This window comes from Mesonia profundi (assembly GCF_031085155.1).
Lineage (GTDB): Bacteria > Bacteroidota > Bacteroidia > Flavobacteriales > Flavobacteriaceae > Mesonia > Mesonia profundi.
In genome coordinates this window covers 1-23920 of sequence record NZ_JAVHUL010000033.1, presented here as the reverse complement: position 1 = coordinate 23920, position 23920 = coordinate 1, and the positions used below count along the sequence as shown (strand labels likewise).

Below are 23920 nucleotides of genomic sequence, written 5' to 3'. Positions count from 1 at the left end.
TTAAAGAATAGAAATTCTTACTTTCTTTTTCTTTAACCTCGTATTGTTTAATTTCTCTACCAATTCATCTGCAATACTAAGCGGAACCGCTACAAACGTACAATCTTGTTTGAGCTCAATAACACCTAATTGATCTTTATGAATTTCGCCTTGTTTGAAAAATAAACCGGCAATGTCGCCTTTAGAGATTTTGTCTTTTCTTCCGCCAGAAATAAATAAAGTTTCCCAGAATTGAGCCTTTTTAGGTGCTTTCTTAGAAATATTAATTTGCGCACTACCTTTAATAAATTCTGGTAATGCTTGGTCTTTCCATTTCAAGACATAAGCGGTTCCCTTAGAATTCACTCTTGCCGTTCTCCCGTTTCTATGCGTAAATTCTTCTTCGTGTCGGGGTAATTCGTAATGAATAATATATTTCATTTCGGGAATATCAATTCCTCTAGCAGCCAAATCTGTAGCAATTAATACTTGACAGGTTCCATTTCTAAATTTTATTAAAGCCCGTTCTCGGTCTTTTTGCTCCATCCCGCCAGAGAAGCACGCATGATTTACGTTATTTCTCTCTAGAAAAGAACTTACTTGAGCGATGCTTTCTTTTAGATTACAGAAAATGATTCCAGGTTCATGACCTATATGTTCTAGCAATTCCAATAAGGTTTTCAGTTTATTCTTATCTGGAGAAACCACCGTTTTAAGTGCTAGCTTAGAACTTGCTTTTTCTTTGAGGTAATTGATCGTTTTTGGTTTGTCTAATTGCACAAATTTTGGAACAGCAATCACCTGCGTGGCTGAAGTTAAAATACGTTTTTTAAGACTTGGCAACTGACTGATAATACCTTTCATTTCATCTTCAAAGCCGTCTTCTAAGGATTTATCAAATTCATCTAGAATAAGGGTTTTAATACTCGTTTTCGAAAAACGATCACTATTAAAATGATCTAAGATTCTCCCAGGTGTTCCTATTAAAATAGCGGGATTGTGTTTCAGTTCTGTTTTGTCTTTAGAAATGGGTCTGCCGCCATAGACTGCATTTACTTTATAACCAGAACCCATAGAGCGCACTACTTGCTCTATTTGAATGGCCAACTCTCTTGAAGGCACTAAGATTAAGGCTTGTACTTCTGGAGACTTCCGATCTAAGACATTTAATAAGGGTAATAAAAATGCCAAGGTTTTTCCTGTTCCCGTAGGAGATAACAAGATGGTATTTTTGCTGGTTTCAATGACAGAAACCGCTTCCTCCTGCATGGGATTCAATACATGAATATTTAATTTCTCTAAAATATCTTGCTGAGTTTTCATGTTATTTGCCATACTAATCGTTCTTTTTATTCTTTTTAGATCCTTCAGGAGCTGAAATTGGAGTTTTGGTTTGTGCCAGATAATTGGCCAATATTTTTTCTACGAGTTCTTCCTTTGTGAGGTGATGAAAGACGGTTCTTATCTTTTCTTTAAAATCTTCAGAAACCTCACGATTGGGTTTGGTCTTAAATATTTTCTTGGCCCATAATAAGCCATTATTTTCTTCGATGCTTTGCGCATCTGCTTTTTTATATTCTTTAAAAACTAGGCCTAATTCATTCTCAAACTCAGGAATATCCTCTATTTCTTCGTCTTGAATAATGCTTAACGAAAATCCTTTTGCCCCTGCCCTAGCCGTTCTTCCGCTTCTATGAACGTAAGCTTCAAAAGTATCTGGTAAATGGTAATTCACCACATAAGAAATTTCTTTTACATCAATACCTCGTGCTGCCAAATCGGTAGCTACTAAAATATCGATATGGCTTTCCCTAAACTGTCCCATAATTCGGTCTCGAATAGGTTGGGCTAAACTTCCATGTATTGCTCCCGAAGAGAACTTATTAATCGCTAACTTTTTGGCTAATTTATTAACCGCAGCTTTAGTTTTACAGAATATAATTCCGCGTTCTCCTTCTTTAGTACTTAAAAAGTGAAGTAAAACCTCTAGCTTTTCTATAGGATCTACGACTACATATTGATGATCTATTCCTTGATGACCCAGCGTTTCCATATCGGCCTCAATATGCACCACATGTTTGGACATATAATTTTGAACCAGTTGCTTAATGTAGCCAGGCATAGTCGCCGTAAACAAAAAGGTTCTTCTCGCCTTCGGAATCTCTTTAACGATGACCTCTACCTCTTCTTTTAAAGCGCTAACCATCTCATCTGCTTCATCCAGAACTAAGTAGTCTAGTTTATTTATATCAATCGCTTTGCGTTTCATCAAATCAATGAGACGTCCCGGAGTAGCTACCACGATATGTGTAGTGTTTTTTAAACGCTCGATTTGAGGTTTAATGGGAATTCCTCCACATACAGACGCGATTTCAATTTGCGGACTCGCAGTAGAAAAAGACACTAGATTATTATAAATTTGTTGTCCTAATTCTCTTGTAGGTGCCAGTATTAATGCTTGTATGCCGGTGTTTTCAACATCGATCAATTGGATTAAAGGCAGTCCAAAAGCAGCCGTTTTCCCAGTTCCCGTTTTTGCTAAAACAACAAGATCTTCTTTCTGATTTAAAACAAGGGGAATCGTTTTTTTCTGAATATCTGTAGGTACAGAAATCTGTAACTCGGCTAAGCTCTTCTGAATTTCTTCCTTAATTCCTAACGCTGAAAACTGTTTTGACATATATTTTTTTTTGTAAAGATAACTACACTTTTGCCGCAAATACCATGAATTAGGTTTGTTCTTGTTTTTATTAATTAGATTGCATAAACACCCGTGTATCTAACAAACTGAACTAAGAAAGCACGCTTCTATATTTATTTTCTAAAAAAGGAGTTGCTTTTTGAAAAAAATTAGAAGTCAGTAGTTAAATATCTACTTTTACCGTAATCTAACGTATTGATTTTAATCTATTTAAAATACATTCTATTGTCAGTTCGAGCGCCAGCCCGAAAGAATTCATTTTGGCGGGGAGTCGAGAACCTTTCGGACATTAAAAGTAGGTTTCGACTGCGCTCAAACAGACCTATAGCTTATATTTAAACATTAATCTAAGCAACTAACTACTGGCCTCTAAAAAATGATTTTACCTAAATCTTTCGTCAGATGCATCATAAATAATTTAGAATCTTCGAAGCATTCATTTAAGTCTAATTTAGTCTTATTTCTAATAACACAGACCTAATTCTTTCCTCTAAACCAATTAAACTCGTTACTTTTAATCACGTAACCTACCCGAATCATACTTTGAGACTTTTGATAATCGAGCAAACTTTCGGCTTGTCCAAGATACCATTCCAGCATAATATATTGGTTGGCGATGTTCCGTTTAAACGGATTAAAATAAACCCGCGAGCGCAAATTTCCGTATTTAAATTTTAAGCCTTTGCGCGCCATAACAGCAAAACTTAGCTTATCGTGTATCAATTCGTGAGAAACTTTAATTTCGGCGATTCCTACATAATCCAGCAAATCTGGATTACCTTCTTTATAGGCAAAAGGAAGCCAAGCTTTAAAGCTAGCAGTGGTATTTTTAAAAACATTAGTGGTATAGCCTAAACTCAAGCGGTTCCAACTTCTAGAAAAAATACTATCTCGGCCATTCGACTCATGTTCAAAGGATAATGTGGCAATTCCAGCAAGTTCATCATTTTTCTTAAAGACAAACTTCCCTAAGCTAATAGTAGGATGAAAATTAAGATCCCTAAAAGGCAAGGAGTTTTCAAAAACATTCCAAAATGCTTTTTGGGTATATGTTAGCATTAAATAGGTATCATAAGGCAATGATTCCTTAGACAAAATTTGCTTAAAACTGATTTGGTATTTGGCGTTAGCAGAATTATGATTTATCGTCCGATTAGTGGGAACTCCAGACATAAAATAATTGTCTAAATGATTGGAAAAATAAGGTAATTCTTGAATAGAATCGTTGATTTCCTGCCGAGTAAATGCTTTTTGTGCCGAAACTGAGGAGGGTAATATTCCCAATGCAAATAAGATGGTAAAGGGTAAAGTAGAAAAATAAGTGCTAAATTTCATATATAGAATAGATTGAGAATCAATTATTGAAAATAAATACCTTCTATTTCTTTTGAAAATCAATATTTATAGGGCGCAAATATACTAGTAAAAATTAAGGCAAAACAGAAAATTTTCATCACGCCTTAAAATAATTTTCCTGATCATTTTTAAGCTGCTACCCTACTCCTAGTAATACTACTAATTTTGATTTCGATGTGGTTTCATTCGATGTGGTTTCAAGAGTTGGGACAGTAACGGAAATTAGAAAGTCTCTACTTTTAAAAGAGAATCCTTGTAACCTTTTTTTTGCATTAAGGGCAGTAGCGGAAATCCTTTTGGAGCTTTTGGGAGTCAAAAGATTGTAACGAATAGCATTACCCGCAGGGGAACGCGCAAAATAGAAATACCAGAAAGTAAAATTTTATAAATGAAAACGTTCGAGAATAAAAAGTCTTCAATTAATCTGAGAATAGAACAAAAAAAAAGCCCATCTAAAAAGATGAGCTTTGCTCGTTTCTTAAAGAGATATATATTACAGTACTCTTACGTTTACTGCATTTAAACCTTTATTTCCTTCTTGTAAATCAAATTCAACTTCGTCACCTTCGCGAACTTCGTCGATTAATCCTGATACGTGTACAAAATGATCTTTGTCCGCACCTTCTTCTGTGATAAAACCAAATCCTTTAGTGTCGTTGAAGAATTTTACTGTTCCTTTATTCATTGTAATGTAATTAAAAAATTGTTATTTATTAGGACAAATATAAGTCTATTTATTTGTTATCCCGCTACAATATTTAATTATTTTATATAAATTTCAATTTAAAATGTTAAAAATATAGATGTTTATTCATCTTACCCCTTGTTACCAGTACATTTTACTAAATGAAATTATTTTAATTTTTTTCGCATTCAGCTATAAATAAAGATGTTTTTTTAACTTTAGGCATAGATTGACTCCCTTTTTTATTTACAGAAATGCGATGAAATACCTGTGCTTCTTCTGGTTTGGGGTTTTCATAGTAAGGAAAAAACTCCTCTCCCCTACGCAGCTCCTCTTTAAATAAAGAATTTTTGGAAAAATGACTTATAAAATCTTTATCCTCTTTGGTTAAGCTTTCCAAAGCTCTCTTCGCTATTCCATCTCCATCAGGACTTAAAAATAATTCCTCTTCCTTAAAAAGCAATTTTTGAGTTTTACCTCTGGTGTATTGGGAAGATAAGTTAATTAGTAGTAACTCATTAAAGGCTTCTGGATTTTTAAATTGGAATATTTCTGATTTGTCTTGAGTTCTCCCCGCATAGTCTTGCCTTAATTGTGTAAGCTTTAATTCTTGTACTTCTTGCTTCAAGCTTTGAACATAAGGATAACTAAAGCAATTGGCACCTTCATTAAAAACCGGGACAAAACTTGGATTAGCGGTTGACTCCCAGTTGACCAAAACTCGGTTGGAAGCTTCTACGTTGTAACTAATCGTGGTTTTTTCTCCAAAAGATTTACGTTTTCTTCCGTAAAGCACAAAAGCAGGTTCTGTTTCTTGAGTTAAGCTGACAAAGTCTCCCTCCATTTTCCAGATTCCTTTTTGCATTCCTCCAAAATAACCGACGATATAGCGATGATCTGGAAAAATAACTACCATAGTAAAATCATCTGGGCCTTGTCGCTTTTGGTACACGCCAACAATCTCTTTTTCTAATTCGTTTTGAGCGCTGCTAAGAAATCCGCAAAGCAAAAAACAAATAAGTAGGTGTTTTTTTATCATTCTAAACGATATAAGGTGTTAATAACTTGATTTCTTGAAATTCCTCGTCACCTAATTTAATGGAAATAGGGCATTTAGGGATTTTATTCCCTATTTATTTTATATTGATTCTCCGCCAACCACCTTAACAGATGTAACTCTCTGCTGCGGACGGAGCAGCCCAAAATTATTTATTATGGTGGGTTAATGCATTAAATTCTTAAAATTCTTCTCTAAATTTTTCAGCTTGGGTGAAATATAGCTTTCGCAAAATGGTTTTTGAGGATCTTTTAAATAGTAATTCTGTATTTCTTCCCTGCTAGTTTCAAATTCTTTAAAATTCAACACCTGTGTAATAATTTTAGGGTTTTGTCTCTTATAAAAATTTAGATGGTGACTAGCTTCTTCTTTTTGTAAATCAGAAAATGTATAAATAGCAGACCTATATTTATAACGCATGCGATGTGAAGAACTACTTTTATGCGTCATCAAATGCACTTCGATTAATTGGGATAAAGAAATTTCTCTAGGATAAAAATGAACGATAACAGCTTCAGAAAAACGAGTATGTTCTCCTCCTGAAGCCACAAAACCTTGCTCTACGTTTTCTACACCTTTTAAGGATTGGAAAACAGCTTCGGTGCACCAATGACAACCTCCGCCAAGCGCTATTTTAGAAAGTGGGGACATACATCTATTTTCGAAAAGAGAAAAGATAAGCTTTTATCCTATATTTACCTATTGACGTTTTAACTTTTTAGATTCAACTTTCTTCTATGCGATTATTCTTTAGCTTCCTAAGTATTTTACTTTTCTGCTCTAGCTGTGCGGTAAAAAAATACAAAGATATTCCCTTTATTACTTCTACTCCCAAAGAATTAACGGCTAATATCTTTGTTCCCAAAAAGAAAATGAAGCTTCAGCCTGTACTCCTATTTGTTCACGGCGGAAATTGGGACAGCGGTAAGAAAGAAACCTATGGGTTTCTAGGAAGGAATTTTGCCAAAAAAGGAGTAGTGACCGTAATTTCTGAGTATACGTTGAGTCCGCAAGCTGATTATAAGCAGATGACGCAAGAAGTAGCGAAAAGTATTTTATGGATTAAGAATAACATAGAAGATTATGGCGGCGATCCCCAACAAATCTACGTGACGGGACATTCTGCTGGAGGACATCTCGTCGCATTAGCTACGATGGATTCTAGCTATAGCTATGGGATTGATAAAAAGGATATCGCCGGAATTATTCTAAATGATGCGGCAGGATTGGATATGTATTCCTACTTACAAAAGAATCCGCCTACGAGCGAAAATCATTACCTAAGCACCTGGACTAAAAATCCCGAAACTTGGAAAAAAGCATCGCCAATCACTTATATGGATGCAACTACGCCTCGGGTATTAATGTATTGGGGAAGTAAATCTTACGCTTCTATTATCGAAGCGAATCAAGATTTTTATACGAAGCTAAAAGCATTTCAGCCACAGCTTAAATCTATTGTTTTAAAGAAAAAAACACGTGCCTATGGTACTCCAATATTTCTGGCCTTGGAGTAAGAGGTATGATGAGATTCTAAGTTTTATGAAGGAAACGAAATAGGTTGATTTCGCTTCCGCGGATTTGTTACTTCTTAGAAGTTTTCTTGATAGTCTTTAAGTACAAGCATTCCACTTTTTCACGAGCCCATGGTGTGCGTCGTAAAAATTTAAGACTTGATTTTACGGAAGGATCCGACTGAAAACAATTGATGCGAATGCGTCTCCATAGTTCTTCCCAGCCATAATGATCGACTAAAAACTCTAAGATATCGGCTAATTTCACACCGTGTAAGGGATTGTTAGGTTGAGATTCCATTACTTCCGCTTATTTTTATTGTGCTTATTGTAGTTTTTATCTCCCCTCGTTTTTGGCTTTTTATACTTCTTAGCAATCTCTCTTTTGTAAGAACCACCTTGATTGGTTTTTTGATTCTTCTCCTTCTTTTCGTGAAAACTAGCACCAGGTTCGTCTCCGTCAACGATTTTATGAGGATTGTTATGCTCTTTAATGACGGGTCTTTCCTCTGGAGTAAGTAGCTTACTAATTTCTACCGTTTCGGGAAGTGTTTCTTCAGGAATTTGATAATCCATCAAAGTTTCAATCGCTTCCTTATCCTCTTGTTCCTTTTCGGTAAACATTAAAATAGAACGTCCCTCCTTCTCTGCCCGTCCGGTTCTTCCGATACGGTGCATATAGTTTTCGGCATATTTTGGGGTATCCACATTAATGACGTGCGAGATTTCGTTTAAATCGAGTCCGCGCGCCATCACATCGGTCGTAACCAAAATACGATTGTCGCCTTCATCAAATTGACGAATAGATCTTATTCTGTAATTTTGAGTTTTATTGGAATGAATCACACAAACCTCATCTGGAAAAGCTTCCTTTAAGGCGTCAAAAGTTCTATCAGCGCTCTTTTTATTAGGAACAAAAATCAATACTTTTTGAAAGTTTTCCTTATTCTCTAAAAGCTGCGTAAGTAAATTAAGTTTGGTGTAAAAATTAGGAACGGCATATACCGTTTGTGAAATGTTATCTAGAGGTGTTCCGCTTAAAGCGATAGAAATACGCTGCGGACTCACAAAATAATCATCCATAAGCGCATCTACATCTTCGGTCATGGTCGCCGAAAACATGATGTTTTGCCGTTTTGTAGGAAGCAACTCAAATATATTTTTAAGCTGAAAACGGAATCCTAAATCGAGCATCACATCCACTTCATCAATCACTAATTTCTTAATCGATTTAAACTGAATAGCTCTTCCCAGAGCCAAATCGTAAAGTCTACCGGGAGTTGCTACGACAATGTCACAACCTTGTAAAAGGATTTCTTTTTGAGGATTCATATTTACGCCTCCGTAAATTCCTAAGGTGCGTAAATTGAGGTATTTGGCAAATTTATTGATCTCATCTACCACTTGGATCACGAGTTCTCGCGTGGGAACCATCACCAAAATACGCGGATTTATTTGCTTAGAAAATTTTAAATCTTGCAACAATGGCAACATATAAGCCAAGGTTTTACCGGTACCGGTTTGTGCGATTCCTACCACATCTCTACCCGATTTAATCACAGGAAAAGCTTCCTCCTGAATAGGTGTAGGTTGGGTAAAGCCCAAATCTTCAATGGCGTAGCCTAATTGTTTGGAAAGTTTTAAATCTTCAAAAGAACTCATTAACTCAATTTTTTGCAAAAGTAATGTATTTGAAAGTAATCTGGTGCTTTTGCGTTTATTTTTAGTTTTTAATAAGCAGAATTAATTGAGTGAGCTATTAAAAACATAAGTTCAAGTTAAAGAAATAAGAAAATTTGAGTTCTCAAGATTTCAGGATTGGAAAACTATTGTATTCAAAATTAGTCGTTTCCGACTAAGATATAAGACCTGCCCGTACCGAAGCGGTACGTTCGGGCGGGCCGCTTCCCGCCAGAATGAATTCTTTAGGGCTCTCCCGCCCGAATGGGACGGGCGGGCGCTATAAGATAATAGAAGTAAGATTTAATCTGTAAAATACTGATTATTATTTTTTTTAAATTATACATCTTAGATAAATTTTAAAATAAAACTTAACACAAGAGCAAGGAACTGCAACCAAAAAATATCTTTATTACTTTCTATAATTAACTTAAACAGATTCTAAAATATTTTAACCAGAAACTAATGATTCAAAATAGTATTTTTGGGCATTAAACTGATCTAATTTACACGCGATCAATACCCGTAAATACCAATTTAATTATTTAATATAGTATTCCTAATTTGAATTATTTTGAATTCAGATAAAATAAAAAATTAAAATATAGCTACTCGTGCTGAGCAAAGTCGAATCTGGTCGGAAAAGAAAAAAATTATATGCGACATTAGATAGTCAAAAGGGTATAATATACTTTTCTATCAAAAATAACTATCTTTGATACAATAGATTAACTATATGTTTGCAACGTTAAAAAGATCATATGAAAAAAACTTATTTCAATATACTCATTATTATCTTCCCATTAATTATTAATGCGCAAATAGGTTCAGTAAATTTCATAGATACATCCTTAGAAACCGCTGGTGTTACTAAATTCGAATCTGTTGATTTAAATAACGATGGATTTAATGAAATTCTAGTTTCAAAAACAGGTAACGCTGGAGGAATAGGATTTTATCAAAACCTAACAAACAACACGTTTTCAAATTTTAACTTAATAGAATCATTTGGTTATTGTAAAGGAATTGCTGTAGGCGACTTCAATAATGATAACTGGTAAGATATTGTATCGATTGGAGGCATCAATAAAGAAGCAAAAATACACATTAACAATTCTGGTTCATTTAGTCTAGGTGTATCTTTGGATTCTAACATTTCGATTCAGGTAAATGATGTGGTAGTTGCAGATTTCGATAATAACAATTCTGATGATATCGTTATTATTGGTCAGCATTCAATCGATTTATATAGAAATAACGGAAGTGGAAGTTTTTCTAAAGAAACTATTTTAAGCACGAGTTCTTCTTCAACTCGCGTTTTAGAGTGCTTGGACTTAGCTACAGCAGATATGGATGGTGATGGTGACATTGATTTAATAAATGGAGAAACTGAAGGCTTAGTTATTTATTTAAACAATGGCAATGCCGTGTTTTCACCCCATTATTATTCCCTAATTTCTGAAATATTTTTTCTGGTACATCCTTTTGACATAGATAATGATGGCGATATGGATGTTGTTGGAAGAAACCATGCTGGAGAAGTAAAATGATTTAGTAATAACGGAAGTAGTGTTATGACTTACGAAGCTACTTTGTCTAATATTCCAAATCTTCTCTCCTTAAATTCAATAGACTATAATAATGACGGATTGGAAGACCTTTACACTTCATATGCGAATCATGTTTCAATCTTTGAAAATGATGCGAATCAAAATTTTACTAATGAAATATCAGTTTATCAAGATGATAGTTTAATAATGGGAGCTTTACAACTTATTAATGTCGACAATCAAAACGGCTTAGATTATGTGTGGTCCGGCGGAAATAATACGATTGCTTTTCATATGAACGAATCATTATTAAACATAGATGATCTAGAGGCTCCTACTATTTTGTTATATCCAAACCCAACGAATGGAATCCTAAATTCTACCCATCAATTCCAAAAATTGAGAATATATAATTTTCAAGGTGCTAAATTAATGGAAGTATATAAAACTAAAACCCTAGATTTATCAAGGCTGCCAGCAGGTATCTATACTTTAATTATGGAAGACCTTGAAGGTTTAACTATTCATAAAATCATCAAAAATTAATTGTTTATTCAATGATTCCTAACAATACCCAATAATGGGTATTGTTTAAAATCGTTATTCTTGGTTTATTTGTTTAAAATAACTAAAATTTATTATGAGCATAAATCTCTCTATTTCCCGCATTACGATGGTTAGTATGATTTTTATTTTTCTATTTTCTTCATGCGAACCAGAAGAAGTTGGAGTAAATGAACCAGAATTTGAAACTGAGACTGAGACTGAGACTGAGACAGACAACACAAACTCGCAATTAGAAAGTAAAATAATTGGTGATTGGGTGATTACAGAAGATGGATGTCATCCTGGAACCTATTGTGACGGATTAATTTATCGTTTTCAGGAAGATAGTACAGTATTAATAGGGCGTCTTTTTCGAAACTCGGATTATTTAATAACTCAATTTACACCCTTATATTCTTATGATTCAGCAGTTAAATTTTATTATAAAGCTACCTGGTTTATTGATAATGATAGATTAAGTATTGACGGAAATATTATTGACAGTGAAACCTTAGTTTCTACACTTACTGAAAACTCCAGTATAATATTGAGTGGGCATATTGATTCTATAGAAAGCAGCTATTATACAAGTTTTCAAAAAAATAATACCATCGCATTAGACTACGAGAAAATAATAGATCTAACACAAAGTACCATTGGGCAAACCTCATTCACGGGGTTTTGGATAAGTGACAATCCCATTTCTGCAAGTCAACTATATAATGGTCAGCTTAATGCAGCATATTATTATGATTCAGCTTCCAATACCTTCGTTGAAAATTCTGAAGATGAAAATCCTAACATTGGCAATCCTTTTTACATTTTTCAAAGTCAAGCACAAGGACAAGTACTTAAGCGAGTGTTTAAAGAAATAAAACAGAATATTTATGGGGATCCAATTGTCATAGATCACGTTATAGTTGATTTTGGAGTAGGACAAAATGGAAATGTTAACCATATTATCTCTAGGACTATATTTGGTACGGAATCTTTAGTGTTAAGAGATTAATTAAAACTATTGCCTTTTAATGATTGTTAGAACTATAGTTTTAAAACCGAAACTCCTATCTCCTTTATTTCTCCATATTTAAATAGATAGGAATGTTTTAATTAAAGGTGAAACTTAATATAGTTAAAAATTTAGCAGTCTAAATCTACTCATTACATGGCATTTAGATTACAAGACAATGTTCAAAGGATCTAGAAAAAACAATTCTAGCACTTAATCCCAAAAATATGCAAAAGTTCCCCTTCAAATTCTGCATCAAAAAGCAGCTGCATTCCATTCTTTTTTGCCACGTTGATCGACGCTTCATTCCCAAAAGAAATCATTGAAATTAATCTTGGCGTTTCTAAGTATTTAAATCCGAAGTTTTTCATGATTTTAGCCATTTCAGTTCCATAACCTTTGCCCCAATAAGCGGGTTTTAAAGAATATGCCACTTCGTATTCTTGTTTTCCTTTAAATTCTCTAGGAAGTATTCCGGCTAAGCCTATAAATGTTCCGTCAGATTTAAGTTCTGCTGCCAAATGCCCAAACTGATTGTTTTGATACCGCTTTAACTGAATTTGAATCCACTCTTCCGCCAAGGCTTCTTTACTTTTTGAAAGATCAAAATTAAAGAATTGGAGTCGGTCGTTATTGACAAAAAACTCTGCCCAACTAGAAATGTCTTGTTCGGTTAGCTTTCTAAAAATTAAGCGTTCACTTTCCAATTGATAATAATCCATTTTAATGTTGCATTTTACTTCCGTAGCATAAATCACCTGCATCCCCAAGACCGGGGACAATATAACCTCTATCATTTAAGCTAGGATCTATAGTGGCAATCCATAAATGGGTGTCTTCTGGAAATTCTTTCTTTAAAAGTTCAATCCCTTCTTCCGCTCCAATCACAGCCACCAAATGAATCTCTTTAGGTTTTCCCATATTTTCTAATGCCTTGTACACATTTACAAAAGAACGCCCAGTAGCTAACATAGGATCTGCTAAAATTAAGGTTTTTCCCTCTAAAGATGGGGAAGCTAAATATTCTACTTTAATCTCAAATTCAGCATCATTATAGGGATTGGGATGATGTCTATAAGCCGAAATAAAGGAGTTCTCTGCTTTGTCAAAATAATTAAGTAAGCCTTGATGCAAAGGCAATCCCGCTCTTAAAATGGAACAAACTACCAATTCGTTTTGAATTATCTGGTGAGTAGCTTCTCCTAACGGAGTCGTCATCGTTTGCGGTTCATAAGAAAGTTTCTTACTTAGTTCGTAACCTAAAATTTCTCCTAAGCGTTCTATATTTCTGCGGAAGCGCATTTGATCTTTCTGAATCTCTACATTTCGTAATTCGCTAATAAAGGTATTCGCAACAGAGTTTTCGTCTAAAAGGTGATGAATATGCATCTTTTGATTTTAGTATAAAACTACAAAAAAATATAAGGTTTTTCATATGTTTACTCTATTTGTCTACACACAAAAAAAACGGAACGAAAATAAATTCCGTTCCGTTATAATTATCTTACTTATAAATAAATAATTTATGCCGTTCTCAACGATTCCATATCAATGACAAAACGGTATTTTACATCAGAGTTGACTACGCGTTCGTAAGCGGTATTAATGTTTTGAATATCTATCATTTCTACATCGCTCACTACGTTATGTTTTCCGCAGAAATCAAGCATTTCTTGTGTTTCTTTAATTCCGCCAATTAAAGAACCCGCAACACGTTTTCTTCCCGAAATCAAGCTTCCGCCGTGCATAGGTTCTAAAGGCTCAATGGCTCCCACCATTACCATAGTAGAATCAATTTTTAACAAGGCTAAATACGGATTAATATCGTGCCCCACCGGTACGGTATTCAGTAATAAATCAAAAGAGTTTCTGTGTTTTTTCATCTCCTCTTTATTCTTTGAAATCAATACTTCATCAGCTCCTAAACGTTTGGCATCCTCGGCTTTATCTGGAGAAGTTGTGATCATCACTACTTTGGCTCCCATAGCATGCGCTAATTTAATTCCCATATGGCCTAGACCTCCTAATCCAATTACGCCTACTTTATCACCTTCTTTCACATTCCAATGACGTAAGGGAGAATAGGTCGTAATTCCTGCACAAAGCAATGGTGCCACAGCTTTTGCGTCTAAATTTTCTGGAACAGACAACACAAAATGCTCTTCCACTACAATCGTTTCAGCATAACCCCCAAAGGTATGTCCGCCTAAATGCTTGTCTTTTCCATTATAGGTTCCCACCATTCCGCTTTCGCAGAATTGTTCTAAGTCTTTTTTACAAGGGTCACACTCCTGGCAAGAATCGACCATACAGCCTACACCTACCAAGTCGCCTTCTTTAAAGTTGGACACCTTGCTTCCTACTTCCATCACTTTCCCAACAATTTCGTGTCCAGGAACTACGGGATATTTTGCGCCACCCCAATCGTTTCTTACGGTATGAATGTCGCTATGACAAACTCCGCAATAAGTGATTTGTATTTTTACATCTTTGTCTTTTACTTCTCGGCGCTCAATGTCGATTTGTTTTAAATCGGCGTCTTTATCTTGTGCTCCGTATGCTTTTATAGTGCTCATAAATGTTTGTTTTATATTAATTTAATTTATCTGTATTCTGAAGTGAGTTCGTTTACCACCAACCCATCTTCTAATGATTTAATCACCCCCAAGGCAGCTCTTTCCCCACTCATCATCGCCGCATTTAAAGATCCGTTAAGCAATTGATCGCCTGCTAAATAAATGGAAGGTGTGAGCTGAGTTTCGGTATCCATAATTTCATAAGCCGTATGTGTCAGCTTAGGCAGCGAACGCGGAATGTAATAGTGTTTTAAGAAATTGGCTTTTTGAATGCTTAAGTAATTTTTCAACTCTTTCTGAATGCGTTTTACCAAATTTTCTGATGAGAGCTTATGTTTTTTAACCACCGTAACCGACAATAAATGTTTACCCAATTCTTTAGCTTTAGCATCTTTTACAAAGACAAAGTTATTAATCAACGCATCTTGATGTGGCAAAAGTCCTATTAAGTCGGTACTTAAAAAGTTTTCTTCCGTTAAGAAATAAAGAGTATCACAACTTCTCCAATCGGTAGCTTGATTTTTTAAATTAGAAACCAAGTCACTCGCTTCTGTGGCAATAATGGTAAAATGACTTTCTATAGTTTCTCCGTTCTCTAAAATGATCTTTTGATCTTCAACTGACTTTACGGAAGTATTAAATTTAAACTGAGTATGCTTTAAGTTTTCTTTTAGCTGAAGCGGAATTGCTCCTATTCCATCTTTAGGAACACTCGTTTTTCCTTCTGAAAACATCTTATAAATAAACTGAAACATTCTACTGCTTGTCTCTAACTTATCTTCTAAAAATATCCCTGAAAAGAAAGGCTGAAAAAAGCATTGAATGATTTTTTCAGAAAAACCATACTTTATCAAATAATCATACGTGGTTAATTCTTCTTCTTGAAATATAGACTCAATTGATTTTGATTTTAGATGATTGCTGAGCTGGAATACTTTCCATTTATCTGCAATAGATCCGCCGGTATTGAAAAGTGTAGGAATTAACAAATCGAAACTCCGCAAAGGATCACCTATATTTTGCCATTTACAATCGAGATAAATACTAGCTCCGGGTTTATAAGCCTGCAGGTTTAGCTTCTCTAAATCAAGGTATTCTTTTGCCTTAGGATAAGCTTCCAGTAAAACCTGAAATCCTATATCCAATCGGTGGCCATCAACCACCTTAGTTTTAACTCTTCCCCCAGCGCTTTCGCTTTTTTCTAAAATGATAGGATGGTATCCAAAATTTTCAAGAATTTGAGCTGCAATCAAACCACTAATTCCTGCGCCAACAATATATATCTTGTAGTTTTTCTTTTCCATAAAGTCATTTTTTCTTGCCTAATGGTAAAATTAAAGGCTTTTAAAGAGAACTGTCTTTTAAAAGCCTTTTTTTGTATATATCTTAACGATTAAGAAAAGTCATTATTGATTTATGCCTATCTCGCCTTGATTTCATAATCTAAGTAACCCTTCTTTCCAGGTACATAGAACGTATCTTCACCCCAATCTGATAAGGCAATTCCTTTTTCAAAACGCTCTACCAAATCTGGATTAGAGATGTAAGGTTTCCCATAAGCAACCAAATCGGCGTTTCCTTCTTCAATCACTTGATTTCCTTTTTCTTGATCAAAGCCTGCGTTGATCATTAAAGTTCCTTTATAAAGCGGACGGTAATGTTTGGCGATTTCTTTTACCGCATAAGGAACATCAGAGACGTCATTAAAAGGTTCTGATAAATGCAAATACGCTAAATCGTAATCGTTTAGTTTGGATACGATATAATCAAATGTAGGAATGGTTTCTTCATCCATTTCCATTCCGAAAATACCGTGTAAAGACGGATTTAAACGCAAACCTATTTTTTGCTCTGGCATCACTTCTTTCATCGCATCAATCACATCAAACAAGAACTTGGCTCGTTTTTCGATACTTCCGCCGTATTCGTCCTCTCTTGTATTGGAGTGATTATTAAAAAACTGATGAAATAAATATCCGTTAGAAGAATGAATCTCTACGCCATCAAAACCTGCTTCCATCGCATTTTTACCTGCATTGGCAAAATCTTGAATGGTTCTCTTAATGTCTTCCAAGCTCATTTCTTTGGGCGTTACCGTATCTTTAAAACCATCTGGTGTATAAGATTTGGTGTTGGAGTTAATCGCTGATGGTGCCAAAGGCTTCTTCCCTTCGTGAAAATCTGGATGCGAAATTCTTCCCACGTGCCATAACTGAATAAAAATTCTCCCTTCGGCTTCGTGTACTTTTTGAGTCACTTCTTTCCAAGCTTCTGTTTGTTCTTGAGTGTAAATTCCCGGAACATTAACGTAACCCACAGCCTCTTTAGAAACTGGAGAACCTTCAGTAATTAATAAACCTGCAGAAAAGCGTTGTGAATAATATTCGCCCTCCATTTCTGCAGTAGCTTTTTTGGCATCATTGGTCGCTCTGCTCCTAGTCATTGGCGCCATAGCGACTCTATTAGGTAATTTTAATCCGTTAAGGTTATATTCTTGTAATAAAGCTTGCTTCTTCATTTAACTTAAAGTTTTAATTAACAACTGAGCCACTTTTTCTGATGAGGCTGGATTTTGTCCCGTAATCAACAATCCATCCTGAACCGCATAAGGATGCCAGTCTTCAATCTTACTGTAAATTCCCCCATTCTCGATGAGCATATCCTCCAATAAAAAAGGAACTACTTCGCTTAATTGTACACCATCCTCCTCTTGATTCGTAAATCCTGTCACTTTTTTATCTTTCACTAAAGGCTCTCCATCTGCATTTTTAATATGCTTTAAAACCGCTGGTGCGTGACAAACAAAAGAGACTGGTTTATCATTTTTATAAAAACTTTCTATCAAAGCTTTAGAATCTTTATCTTCTACCAAGTCCCATAAAACTCCGTGTCCCCCAGCATAAAATACAGCATCATAGTCTTTTTGATCTACCTTAGAAAGTAACTCGGTATGAGCCAACACCGCTTGTGTCTCTTTATCTTTATAAAAGCGTTTGGTACTTTCAGTTTGCGCGTCATCGGCTTCACTATTTGGATCAATTGGAGGCTGACCTCCTTTGGGCGATGCTAAACTAACTTCAAAACCCGCATCTTTTAATAAGTAATAAGGAGAAGCAAATTCTTCTATCCAAAATCCTGTTTTGTTTCCAGTATCTCCTAGTTGATCGTTACTAGTCAATACAAATAATATCTTTTTCATAGTCAATTCTTTTTTTTCAAAGATAACTACAATCTATTGTTTTACAGGTTAACTTAGGTTAGCAGCACGCGTTAAAAGATGTTAATTACGCCAATTCTTTACGAATCCTGCTCAAGCTTTCTGGTTTTAATCCCAGATAATTGGCGATCTGGTAATTAGGAAAGCGTTTCTCCATAAGAGGATATTGTGCACAAAACTCCATATACCTTTCTTTTCCATTTTTCCGTAGAGAAGATAAAATACGCTGTCTTAAGGAAACAAAAACGCCCGTGGTTTTAATTCTAAAAAAGCGTTCAAAAGCGGGAATGCGTTGATACAAGGTTTCTAAAGCTGTTTTATCAATGGCTAAAAGCTCACAATCTTCATTGGCTTGAACATACAATTGCGCTGGTTCTTCTTTAAAGAAAGCTTCAAAGTCACTAATCCACCAATCTTCAATCGAAAATTGAATCATGTGTTGTTGATCATTTTCATCTAAATAAAAAGCCATAAGACTGCCTTTCACTACATAATATTCTGAGTTTACCTGTTCTCCCGGTTGTATTAAATAGCTTTTCTTTTTTAAACTGACTTTCTGCAAGATGCTAAGAAACTCTTCTTTTTCCTTATCGGAAAGAGGAATTACTTTCTCTACATGTTCTAGAATTTGAATCATTAGGCATTATTTTTATCGTGATCATCAATATCTTTCTGTAAATCTAACTTTCTTAATTTTGGAAATAAAACGCCTGTACTAAACACGGTAATCATGGTCATAGTTCCTCCAAAAACAACCGCAGTTACTGTTCCCATGAGTTTAGCTGTTAATCCACTTTCAAAAGCGCCTAATTCATTAGAGGAGCCTACAAACATAGAGTTCACGGAAGCTACGCGTCCTCGCATATGATCTGGGGTTTTTAGTTGAAGAATTGTTTGTCGAATAATCATCGAGATTCCGTCGGTAACTCCACTAAAGAATAACGCAAACACTGACAACCAGAACCAAGAAGACAAGCCAAACAACACGATACTCGAACCAAATAAGAAAACAGCCACTAATAATTTTATTCCTGCATTTCTATGCAGCGGAAAATAAGCCGAAGTAAACATGGTGAGTAAAGCTCCTACCGCTGGAGCAGCTCTTAAAATCCCAAAGCCTTCAGGCCCAACTTTTAAAATGTCTTGTGCAAAAATAGGCAATAAGGCAACGGCGCCACCAAAAAGAACGGCAATCATATCTAAGGTTAAAGCGCCTAAAATCACTTTGGTACTAAAAACAAATTTGACTCCCTCGCGTAAACTTTTAAACACATTCTCCCCTATTTTCGGGTTCAAGATAGGCTTAGTTGAAATTTGAGATAATGCGATTAACGCCATCAACGAAAAGCCAAAAATGAGACACATGGACCAATGGACGCCGATCCAATGAATAGAAAATCCTGCTAAAGCCGGACCTAAAACAGCTCCCATTTGCCAAACCGAACTACTCCAAGTCGCAGCATTGGGATATACTTTTTTGGGAACAATTAGAGCAAACAAAGAGAATATGGTAGGCCCCATAAATGCGCGAACAATTCCGCCAAGGAAAACCAAGCCATAGATACCATATAAGATATGATTTTGTTCGTAACCCGCTATTATTCTAGGCCAAGTCAACAGAAACAAACCTATGCTAATCACCGAAAAGCCGAGCAAACACTTCAACAGCAAACCTTTCTTTTCTTTTTGATCTACAATATGACCGGCGAAAAGCGCCATGGAAACTGCCGAAATTACTTCCATAAGTCCGATTATTCCTAACGAAAGCGGATTCTTAGTCAGGCTGTACACTTCCCATTCGATGACAATAAACTGCATAGACCACGCAAAAACCATCGCAAAGCGAAGCAATAAAAAAATATTGAATTCCTTATAGCGCAGCGCAGCATAGGGATCATTTTTAGCCATAAAAGAAACTTGTGAAATTTAGGATTACAAAATTAAAGATTTTAGTCTTAACCCTTAGAAGAATTTACTTAAAGTTATTTTTAAGAGGTCGCTGTTAAAGGAAGTTAAACCTTAGGCAAATAAGCTCAATTCTCTGTAATTTAAAAGAAAAAATCATGAAAGATAAAGAGAAAAAAACACCATTGTACAATAGTGATGTTACCCCAAGAGAAAAAGAACGTTTAAATACCGAAAACGTACACGACGATGGCGGCGATGACGAAATGTTGAGAGACAGAAAGCGTAAAGCCGATTTTGAAGGAAAAGATTTAGACGTACCTGGAAGCAATAGCGCTAAAAAGAACCATGGTTCTCTTGGTCTTAAAGATGAGGAAAATGACGTGTATAGTCAAGGTGGAAATAATAATGAACTAGAAGAAGATCACAGCGCAGATAGTTAGATTTGTCTTCTTATTTTACACTGCGTTAACTTAAGAATGTTTCTTATAAAACAAATTGAAGCGACCTTTATGAGGTCGCTTTTCTATTTAGTTTCCGTTTGTTTTCGCTAACTTTGTAGCTTAAACATTTCTCTTTATGATTGTCGAAAACTACCAAACAGAGCTCTACCCTACCCTAAAAAAGTATTTTGGTTACGATACATTTAGACCCCAACAAGAAGAGATTATAGAAAGTGTTCTTAACCACAAAGATGTGTTGGTGATTATGCCTACGGGTGGAGGAAAATCGATTTGTTTTCAGCTGCCAGCTTTATTGTTTGAGGGCACCACCTTGGTGATTTCTCCGTTAATTGCTTTAATGAAAGACCAAGTAGATGGTTTAAAGGCGAACGGAATTGCTGCAGCGTACTTCAACAGCAGTCAGAGTAGTGAGGAACAACAAGAAATTATCAAGCAGGTTTACGAGAAAAAATTAAAACTATTATATGTAGCTCCCGAAAGTCTTTCCGCCTTGAGCGATATTTTAAAACCCACTTATTTTAGTTGCCTGGCCATAGATGAAGCGCATTGTATTTCCTCTTGGGGACATGATTTTAGACCTTCTTATCAGCAATTGGGGTTTTTAAAGAAATCTTTTCCAGATACACCCATTATTGCGCTTACCGCTACTGCAGATAAAGCCACGAGAAAAGATATTGTAGATCAACTAAATATTCCGCACGCCAAACAATTTATCAGCTCTTTTGATCGGGAAAATATAGAATTAGAAGTTAGACCTGCCACGAACAGAGTGACACAAATCCTGAGTTTTGTACAAAAACGCGCAGGAGAATCAGGAATTATATATTGCTTAAGCAGAAAAGGAACCGAAAGCATTGCCGAAAAGCTGAAGAATAAAGGCATTGAAGCCACCGCATACCATGCAGGACTGAGTTTTGACCAACGTTCTAAAGTTCAAGAAGATTTTATTTTTGACCGAACCAAAGTGGTTTGCGCCACCGTAGCTTTTGGGATGGGAATCGATAAGTCTAACGTTCGGTTTGTGATTCATTACAATATGCCTAAAAACTTGGAAGGCTACTACCAAGAAATTGGTAGGGCTGGCCGAGACGGACTTCCTTCTAACGCCTTGCTTTTTCACACTTATGCAGATGTAATTCAGTTAAGACGCTTTACGGAAGGCGCCAGTAATGAAGAGTTTCAAAATGCTAAACTAGAACGCATGACGCAGTTTTCTGAAGCTACCGATTGCCGAAGAAAAATTTTATTAGGCTATTTTGGAGAATTGTTAGAAGAGAATTGTGGGAATTGTGATGTGTGTAAGAATCCCCCTGAATTTTTTGAAGGGACCGTGATTGCTCAAAAGTTATTGTCTTGTATCGCACGCTTAAAAGGAACCGCTGCCGCCGGAACGGTAATCGACGTATTACGTGGTGCTCAAAATCAGGTGATTTTAGAAAAAGGATATCAGAATTTAAAAACTTACGGGATTGGTAACGCTATTTCTTGGAGAGATTGGCAACATTACTTAACCCAGTTGATTAACCAAGGATATTGCGAGATTGCATTCCACCTCCACAATAGCTTACAACTTACCCCATTTTCTAAGAAGGTTTTGTTTGAAAATCAAAAAGTGTTTTTAACGAAACCCAAAACCTTAAAAGAACAAAAAGCACAGCAGAAAAAAGTGGCGAAGGAAGCCGGAAAACCTGTAGCAAATAGTTTATTTGAGCAATTAAGAAAGTTGAGGTATAAGATTTCTAGAGAGGAAGATATTCCTGCATACCTCGTTTTTAACGACGCTACCCTTAAAGAAATTGAAAGAGAACGTCCGCTAAGTGAACAAGAGTTCTTAAAAATTAGCGGTGTAGGACAGCGTAAATTAGAAGTTTACGGCGATGAGTTTATTGCAGAAATCAGGGAGTTTTTGAAGTCTAAACCTGCGCCAAAGCAAAAGAAAGGAAATACTTATCTTAAAACGCTCAGTTTATTGCAAGAAGAAAAATCGGTAGAAAGCATTGCTAAAGAAAGGGGATTAAGTTCTACCACTATTTATTCGCATATCGCTAAACTATATGAAGATGGCAAAAAAGTTCCTATCCATACCTATGTGAGTCCGGGAGAAGTAGATCAAGTAAAACAAGCTAAAACGAAGTTGAATTCTCCAGACGGTCTCAAAGAGTATTTTGAGTTCTTTGACGAGAAACTTTCGTATCACAGCATAAGATTAGCCTTGGCTGTGATCAATAAAAACTAACCCAATGTGTTGTCTTAAAGTGCAGTTAATCAACCTACCTAAAGCATAGGTTTACTTTCTTTCTATAAACTGAATCTCTAGTTTTTTACTGATTTCTTTCATCAATTCTATTTCGTGAGGCAATACCAACGCGATAGAGAAACCTGTTTTACCCGCTCTTGCAGTTCTTCCACTTCTATGGGTATAATACTCCAATTGTTCTGGTAATTGGTAGTGAATCACAAAACCTAAATCTTGAACGTCTATTCCTCGTGCAGAAACATCGGTAGAAACCATAAATTGTATGTTTTCCTTTTTAAAGGCTCGCATCGCTTTTTCGCGTTCTTTCTGCTGCATATTCCCTTCTAAAGCTTCCACAGAAAATCCTTCTTCTTTTAAAAGCTTGGTAACTTGCTGGGCGTTGGCTTTAGTTCTAGTAAAGATGATTCCGCGTTCTTCCTTTTTAGAATCAAGAAGGTTGACCAAAATCGTATCTTTATTTGCTCTAGAAACTCGTATAAATTGATGCGTGATATTTTCGTTGATGAGTGACTTTCTATTGGTTTCCACTCGGGGAGCTTTAGGAGACATATATTTTTTTACAATTTGCTCTATTCCTTCGGGCATGGTGGCAGAAAACAACCAAGTAGATTTTTGTCTTCCCGTTTCTCTTATAATTTTAGTCAAATCATCTTTAAAGCCCATGCTTAACATTTCGTCGGCTTCATCAAGAATTAAGGTCGTCACACTGGTCAGCTTAATGTCTCCGCGTTCCATAAGATCCACCAACCTTCCGGGAGTGGCTACTACAATATGCGTAGGACGCTTTAAGTTTCTGATTTGAATATCAATTTTTTCTCCGCCATATACGGCTTCCGTAAAGATTTTATCCTCGCTGTACTTGGTAAATTTAAAGAGTTGTTTCTTTATTTGAAGCACCAATTCTCTTGTAGGAGATAAAATTAAAGCTTGTATTTGGGGTTTTTCAGGATCAATTTTATGAAGAACTGGCAAGCCATAAGCTGCTGTTTTTCCAGTTCCCGTCTGAGCTAAACCAACAAAATCGGTTTCATTATTTAGCAATAATGGAATGGTCTCTTCTTGAATTTGAGTGGGAGTAACAATATTCAATTCGTTTAAGCCTTTTACGATGTTGGCTTCTACTCCTAATTCTAAAAATGTGCTCATTTCTTTTTTTTTGCAAAGTTAAACCAAATGTTTTCACAACGGCATTTAAATATTAAAATCTCAAAACTATTCATGTGCTTAAAGTATTCTATCTTTACTCCCGTTATTAAATTTCATTGATGAAGAAGAAAAAGGTGATGCTTATTGCTGAAGGTACTTTTCCGTTTAACGGAGGTGGTGTCTCTACATGGTGCCAAACACTTTGGACTTCCTAGTAATTTTGTGACTAATTTTATTAGGCCGCTTTGTTAAAAAATCCTTTTAATTTTAGTTCCATT

General features: G+C 35.6%; 25 protein-coding genes. 8 read left to right on the top strand and 17 right to left on the bottom strand.

The features are described from left to right. The 6 genes from RBU60_RS11335 to RBU60_RS11310 form a co-directional block, all read right to left on the bottom strand. A complete protein-coding gene (locus RBU60_RS11335) occupies positions 1 to 1314 on the bottom strand; it encodes a DEAD/DEAH box helicase (RefSeq protein ID WP_308865165.1) in 1314 nt (437 codons plus the stop codon). A 1-nt stretch (position 1315) separates the two neighbouring features. Continuing rightward, a complete protein-coding gene (locus RBU60_RS11330) occupies positions 1316 to 2659 on the bottom strand; it encodes a DEAD/DEAH box helicase (RefSeq protein ID WP_308865164.1) in 1344 nt (447 codons plus the stop codon). Between the two features lie 498 nt (positions 2660 to 3157). Then, positions 3158 to 4015: a phospholipase A gene (locus RBU60_RS11325; RefSeq protein ID WP_308865163.1), complete on the bottom strand. Its 858-nt coding sequence runs from the start codon at positions 4013 to 4015 to the stop codon at positions 3158 to 3160. Between the two features lie 514 nt (positions 4016 to 4529). Continuing rightward, entirely contained in the window at positions 4530 to 4721 is a 192-nt protein-coding gene (locus RBU60_RS11320) for a cold-shock protein (RefSeq protein ID WP_111540227.1), read from the bottom strand. Between the two features lie 172 nt (positions 4722 to 4893). After that, positions 4894 to 5760, bottom strand: a complete 867-nt coding sequence (locus tag RBU60_RS11315) for a hypothetical protein (protein WP_308865162.1) — start codon at positions 5758 to 5760, stop codon at positions 4894 to 4896. Positions 5761 to 5943: 183 nt separating this feature from the next. Further along, positions 5944 to 6429, bottom strand: a complete 486-nt coding sequence (locus RBU60_RS11310) for a peptide-methionine (S)-S-oxide reductase (RefSeq protein WP_308865161.1) — start codon at positions 6427 to 6429, stop codon at positions 5944 to 5946. An 86-nt stretch (positions 6430 to 6515) separates the two neighbouring features. Here RBU60_RS11310 and RBU60_RS11305 point away from each other — a divergent pair, with 86 nt between their 5' ends. Then, on the top strand, positions 6516 to 7295 hold the full coding sequence (locus RBU60_RS11305; protein WP_308865160.1) for an alpha/beta hydrolase: 780 nt from the start codon (positions 6516 to 6518) through the stop codon (positions 7293 to 7295). Positions 7296 to 7362: 67 nt separating this feature from the next. On the opposite strand, the gene RBU60_RS11300 is transcribed toward RBU60_RS11305, so the two are convergent. Next, positions 7363 to 7593, bottom strand: a complete 231-nt coding sequence (locus RBU60_RS11300) for a VF530 family protein (RefSeq protein ID WP_308865159.1) — start codon at positions 7591 to 7593, stop codon at positions 7363 to 7365. Then, the gene (locus RBU60_RS11295) at positions 7593 to 8954 is read right to left on the bottom strand and encodes a DEAD/DEAH box helicase (protein WP_308865158.1); all 1362 of its coding nucleotides are present in this window, start codon (positions 8952 to 8954) and stop codon (positions 7593 to 7595) included. The genes RBU60_RS11300 and RBU60_RS11295 overlap by 1 nt, the downstream gene beginning before the upstream one ends. A gap of 779 nt (positions 8955 to 9733) precedes the next feature. Between RBU60_RS11295 and RBU60_RS11290 the strand changes: the two genes are divergently transcribed. The 4 genes from RBU60_RS11290 to RBU60_RS11275 all read left to right on the top strand — a co-directional run bounded on the left by RBU60_RS11290 (position 9734) and on the right by RBU60_RS11275 (position 12077). Next, the gene (locus RBU60_RS11290) at positions 9734 to 10033 is read left to right on the top strand and encodes an FG-GAP repeat domain-containing protein (RefSeq protein ID WP_308865157.1); all 300 of its coding nucleotides are present in this window, start codon (positions 9734 to 9736) and stop codon (positions 10031 to 10033) included. Between the two features lie 81 nt (positions 10034 to 10114). Continuing rightward, complete coding sequence (locus tag RBU60_RS11285) at positions 10115 to 10522, top strand: FG-GAP repeat domain-containing protein (RefSeq protein WP_308865155.1); 408 nt, start codon at positions 10115 to 10117, stop codon at positions 10520 to 10522. A 24-nt stretch (positions 10523 to 10546) separates the two neighbouring features. After that, complete coding sequence (locus RBU60_RS11280) at positions 10547 to 11068, top strand: T9SS type A sorting domain-containing protein (RefSeq protein ID WP_308865153.1); 522 nt, start codon at positions 10547 to 10549, stop codon at positions 11066 to 11068. Positions 11069 to 11162: 94 nt separating this feature from the next. Beyond that, a complete protein-coding gene (locus RBU60_RS11275) occupies positions 11163 to 12077 on the top strand; it encodes a hypothetical protein (RefSeq protein ID WP_308865151.1) in 915 nt (304 codons plus the stop codon). A 206-nt stretch (positions 12078 to 12283) separates the two neighbouring features. Here RBU60_RS11275 and RBU60_RS11270 read toward each other — a convergent pair whose 3' ends face one another. The 8 genes from RBU60_RS11270 to RBU60_RS11235 form a co-directional block, all read right to left on the bottom strand. Further along, positions 12284 to 12799, bottom strand: coding sequence for a GNAT family N-acetyltransferase (locus tag RBU60_RS11270; RefSeq protein WP_308865148.1), 516 nt, complete (start codon positions 12797 to 12799; stop codon positions 12284 to 12286). A gap of 1 nt (position 12800) precedes the next feature. Continuing rightward, on the bottom strand, positions 12801 to 13466 hold the full coding sequence (gene upp, locus RBU60_RS11265) for a uracil phosphoribosyltransferase (RefSeq protein ID WP_308865146.1): 666 nt from the start codon (positions 13464 to 13466) through the stop codon (positions 12801 to 12803). 134 nt (positions 13467 to 13600) lie between these two features. Further along, positions 13601 to 14653 carry an NAD(P)-dependent alcohol dehydrogenase gene (locus RBU60_RS11260; protein ID WP_308865145.1) on the bottom strand — a complete coding sequence of 351 codons (1053 nt, stop codon included), beginning with the start codon at positions 14651 to 14653 and terminating at the stop codon, positions 13601 to 13603. Between the two features lie 26 nt (positions 14654 to 14679). Then, on the bottom strand, positions 14680 to 15957 hold the full coding sequence (locus RBU60_RS11255) for an FAD-dependent oxidoreductase (RefSeq protein ID WP_308865143.1): 1278 nt from the start codon (positions 15955 to 15957) through the stop codon (positions 14680 to 14682). Positions 15958 to 16073: 116 nt separating this feature from the next. Continuing rightward, positions 16074 to 17171, bottom strand: a complete 1098-nt coding sequence (locus RBU60_RS11250; RefSeq protein WP_308865141.1) for an alkene reductase — start codon at positions 17169 to 17171, stop codon at positions 16074 to 16076. Further along, on the bottom strand, positions 17172 to 17852 hold the full coding sequence (locus tag RBU60_RS11245; RefSeq protein ID WP_308865139.1) for a type 1 glutamine amidotransferase domain-containing protein: 681 nt from the start codon (positions 17850 to 17852) through the stop codon (positions 17172 to 17174). It lies immediately after the preceding gene. Positions 17853 to 17937: 85 nt separating this feature from the next. Next, a complete protein-coding gene (locus RBU60_RS11240) occupies positions 17938 to 18507 on the bottom strand; it encodes a Crp/Fnr family transcriptional regulator (RefSeq protein WP_308865137.1) in 570 nt (189 codons plus the stop codon). Continuing rightward, entirely contained in the window at positions 18507 to 19778 is a 1272-nt protein-coding gene (locus RBU60_RS11235) for an MFS transporter (protein WP_308865136.1), read from the bottom strand. The genes RBU60_RS11240 and RBU60_RS11235 overlap by 1 nt, the downstream gene beginning before the upstream one ends. Before the next feature lie 155 nt (positions 19779 to 19933). On the opposite strand from RBU60_RS11235, the gene RBU60_RS11230 reads away from it, so the two are divergent. Then, positions 19934 to 20218 carry a hypothetical protein gene (locus tag RBU60_RS11230; protein WP_308865134.1) on the top strand — a complete coding sequence of 95 codons (285 nt, stop codon included), beginning with the start codon at positions 19934 to 19936 and terminating at the stop codon, positions 20216 to 20218. A 136-nt stretch (positions 20219 to 20354) separates the two neighbouring features. Continuing rightward, on the top strand, positions 20355 to 22475 hold the full coding sequence (gene recQ, locus RBU60_RS11225) for a DNA helicase RecQ (protein ID WP_308865132.1): 2121 nt from the start codon (positions 20355 to 20357) through the stop codon (positions 22473 to 22475). Positions 22476 to 22526: 51 nt separating this feature from the next. Here the strand turns inward: recQ and RBU60_RS11220 are convergent, their stop codons facing one another. Further along, a complete protein-coding gene (locus RBU60_RS11220) occupies positions 22527 to 23642 on the bottom strand; it encodes a DEAD/DEAH box helicase (RefSeq protein ID WP_308865131.1) in 1116 nt (371 codons plus the stop codon). 119 nt (positions 23643 to 23761) lie between these two features. Here RBU60_RS11220 and RBU60_RS11215 point away from each other — a divergent pair, with 119 nt between their 5' ends. Further along, on the top strand, positions 23762 to 23857 hold the full coding sequence (locus tag RBU60_RS11215) for a DUF3492 domain-containing protein (RefSeq protein ID WP_308865129.1): 96 nt from the start codon (positions 23762 to 23764) through the stop codon (positions 23855 to 23857). Positions 23858 to 23920 lie beyond the last annotated feature (63 nt).

Bases quoted from the DNA above. Each gene is read 5' to 3' on its own strand.
- RBU60_RS11335 (WP_308865165.1), bottom strand. From the start codon at position 1,314: ATGGCAAATAACATGAAAACTCAGCAAGATATTTTAGAGAAATTAAAT.
- RBU60_RS11330 (WP_308865164.1), bottom strand. From the start codon at position 2,659: ATGTCAAAACAGTTTTCAGCGTTAGGAATTAAGGAAGAAATTCAGAAG.
- RBU60_RS11325 (WP_308865163.1), bottom strand. From the start codon at position 4,015: ATGAAATTTAGCACTTATTTTTCTACTTTACCCTTTACCATCTTATTT.
- RBU60_RS11320 (WP_111540227.1), bottom strand. From the start codon at position 4,721: ATGAATAAAGGAACAGTAAAATTCTTCAACGACACTAAAGGATTTGGT.
- RBU60_RS11315 (WP_308865162.1), bottom strand. From the start codon at position 5,760: ATGATAAAAAAACACCTACTTATTTGTTTTTTGCTTTGCGGATTTCTT.
- RBU60_RS11310 (WP_308865161.1), bottom strand. From the start codon at position 6,429: ATGTCCCCACTTTCTAAAATAGCGCTTGGCGGAGGTTGTCATTGGTGC.
- RBU60_RS11305 (WP_308865160.1), top strand. From the start codon at position 6,516: ATGCGATTATTCTTTAGCTTCCTAAGTATTTTACTTTTCTGCTCTAGC.
- RBU60_RS11300 (WP_308865159.1), bottom strand. From the start codon at position 7,593: ATGGAATCTCAACCTAACAATCCCTTACACGGTGTGAAATTAGCCGAT.
- RBU60_RS11295 (WP_308865158.1), bottom strand. From the start codon at position 8,954: ATGAGTTCTTTTGAAGATTTAAAACTTTCCAAACAATTAGGCTACGCC.
- RBU60_RS11290 (WP_308865157.1), top strand. From the start codon at position 9,734: ATGAAAAAAACTTATTTCAATATACTCATTATTATCTTCCCATTAATT.
- RBU60_RS11280 (WP_308865153.1), top strand. From the start codon at position 10,547: ATGACTTACGAAGCTACTTTGTCTAATATTCCAAATCTTCTCTCCTTA.
- RBU60_RS11275 (WP_308865151.1), top strand. From the start codon at position 11,163: ATGAGCATAAATCTCTCTATTTCCCGCATTACGATGGTTAGTATGATT.
- RBU60_RS11270 (WP_308865148.1), bottom strand. From the start codon at position 12,799: ATGGATTATTATCAATTGGAAAGTGAACGCTTAATTTTTAGAAAGCTA.
- upp (WP_308865146.1), bottom strand. From the start codon at position 13,466: ATGCATATTCATCACCTTTTAGACGAAAACTCTGTTGCGAATACCTTT.
- RBU60_RS11260 (WP_308865145.1), bottom strand. From the start codon at position 14,653: ATGAGCACTATAAAAGCATACGGAGCACAAGATAAAGACGCCGATTTA.
- RBU60_RS11255 (WP_308865143.1), bottom strand. From the start codon at position 15,957: ATGGAAAAGAAAAACTACAAGATATATATTGTTGGCGCAGGAATTAGT.
- RBU60_RS11250 (WP_308865141.1), bottom strand. From the start codon at position 17,171: ATGAAGAAGCAAGCTTTATTACAAGAATATAACCTTAACGGATTAAAA.
- RBU60_RS11245 (WP_308865139.1), bottom strand. From the start codon at position 17,852: ATGAAAAAGATATTATTTGTATTGACTAGTAACGATCAACTAGGAGAT.
- RBU60_RS11240 (WP_308865137.1), bottom strand. From the start codon at position 18,507: ATGATTCAAATTCTAGAACATGTAGAGAAAGTAATTCCTCTTTCCGAT.
- RBU60_RS11235 (WP_308865136.1), bottom strand. From the start codon at position 19,778: ATGGCTAAAAATGATCCCTATGCTGCGCTGCGCTATAAGGAATTCAAT.
- RBU60_RS11230 (WP_308865134.1), top strand. From the start codon at position 19,934: ATGAAAGATAAAGAGAAAAAAACACCATTGTACAATAGTGATGTTACC.
- recQ (WP_308865132.1), top strand. From the start codon at position 20,355: ATGATTGTCGAAAACTACCAAACAGAGCTCTACCCTACCCTAAAAAAG.
- RBU60_RS11220 (WP_308865131.1), bottom strand. From the start codon at position 23,642: ATGAGCACATTTTTAGAATTAGGAGTAGAAGCCAACATCGTAAAAGGC.
- RBU60_RS11215 (WP_308865129.1), top strand. From the start codon at position 23,762: ATGAAGAAGAAAAAGGTGATGCTTATTGCTGAAGGTACTTTTCCGTTT.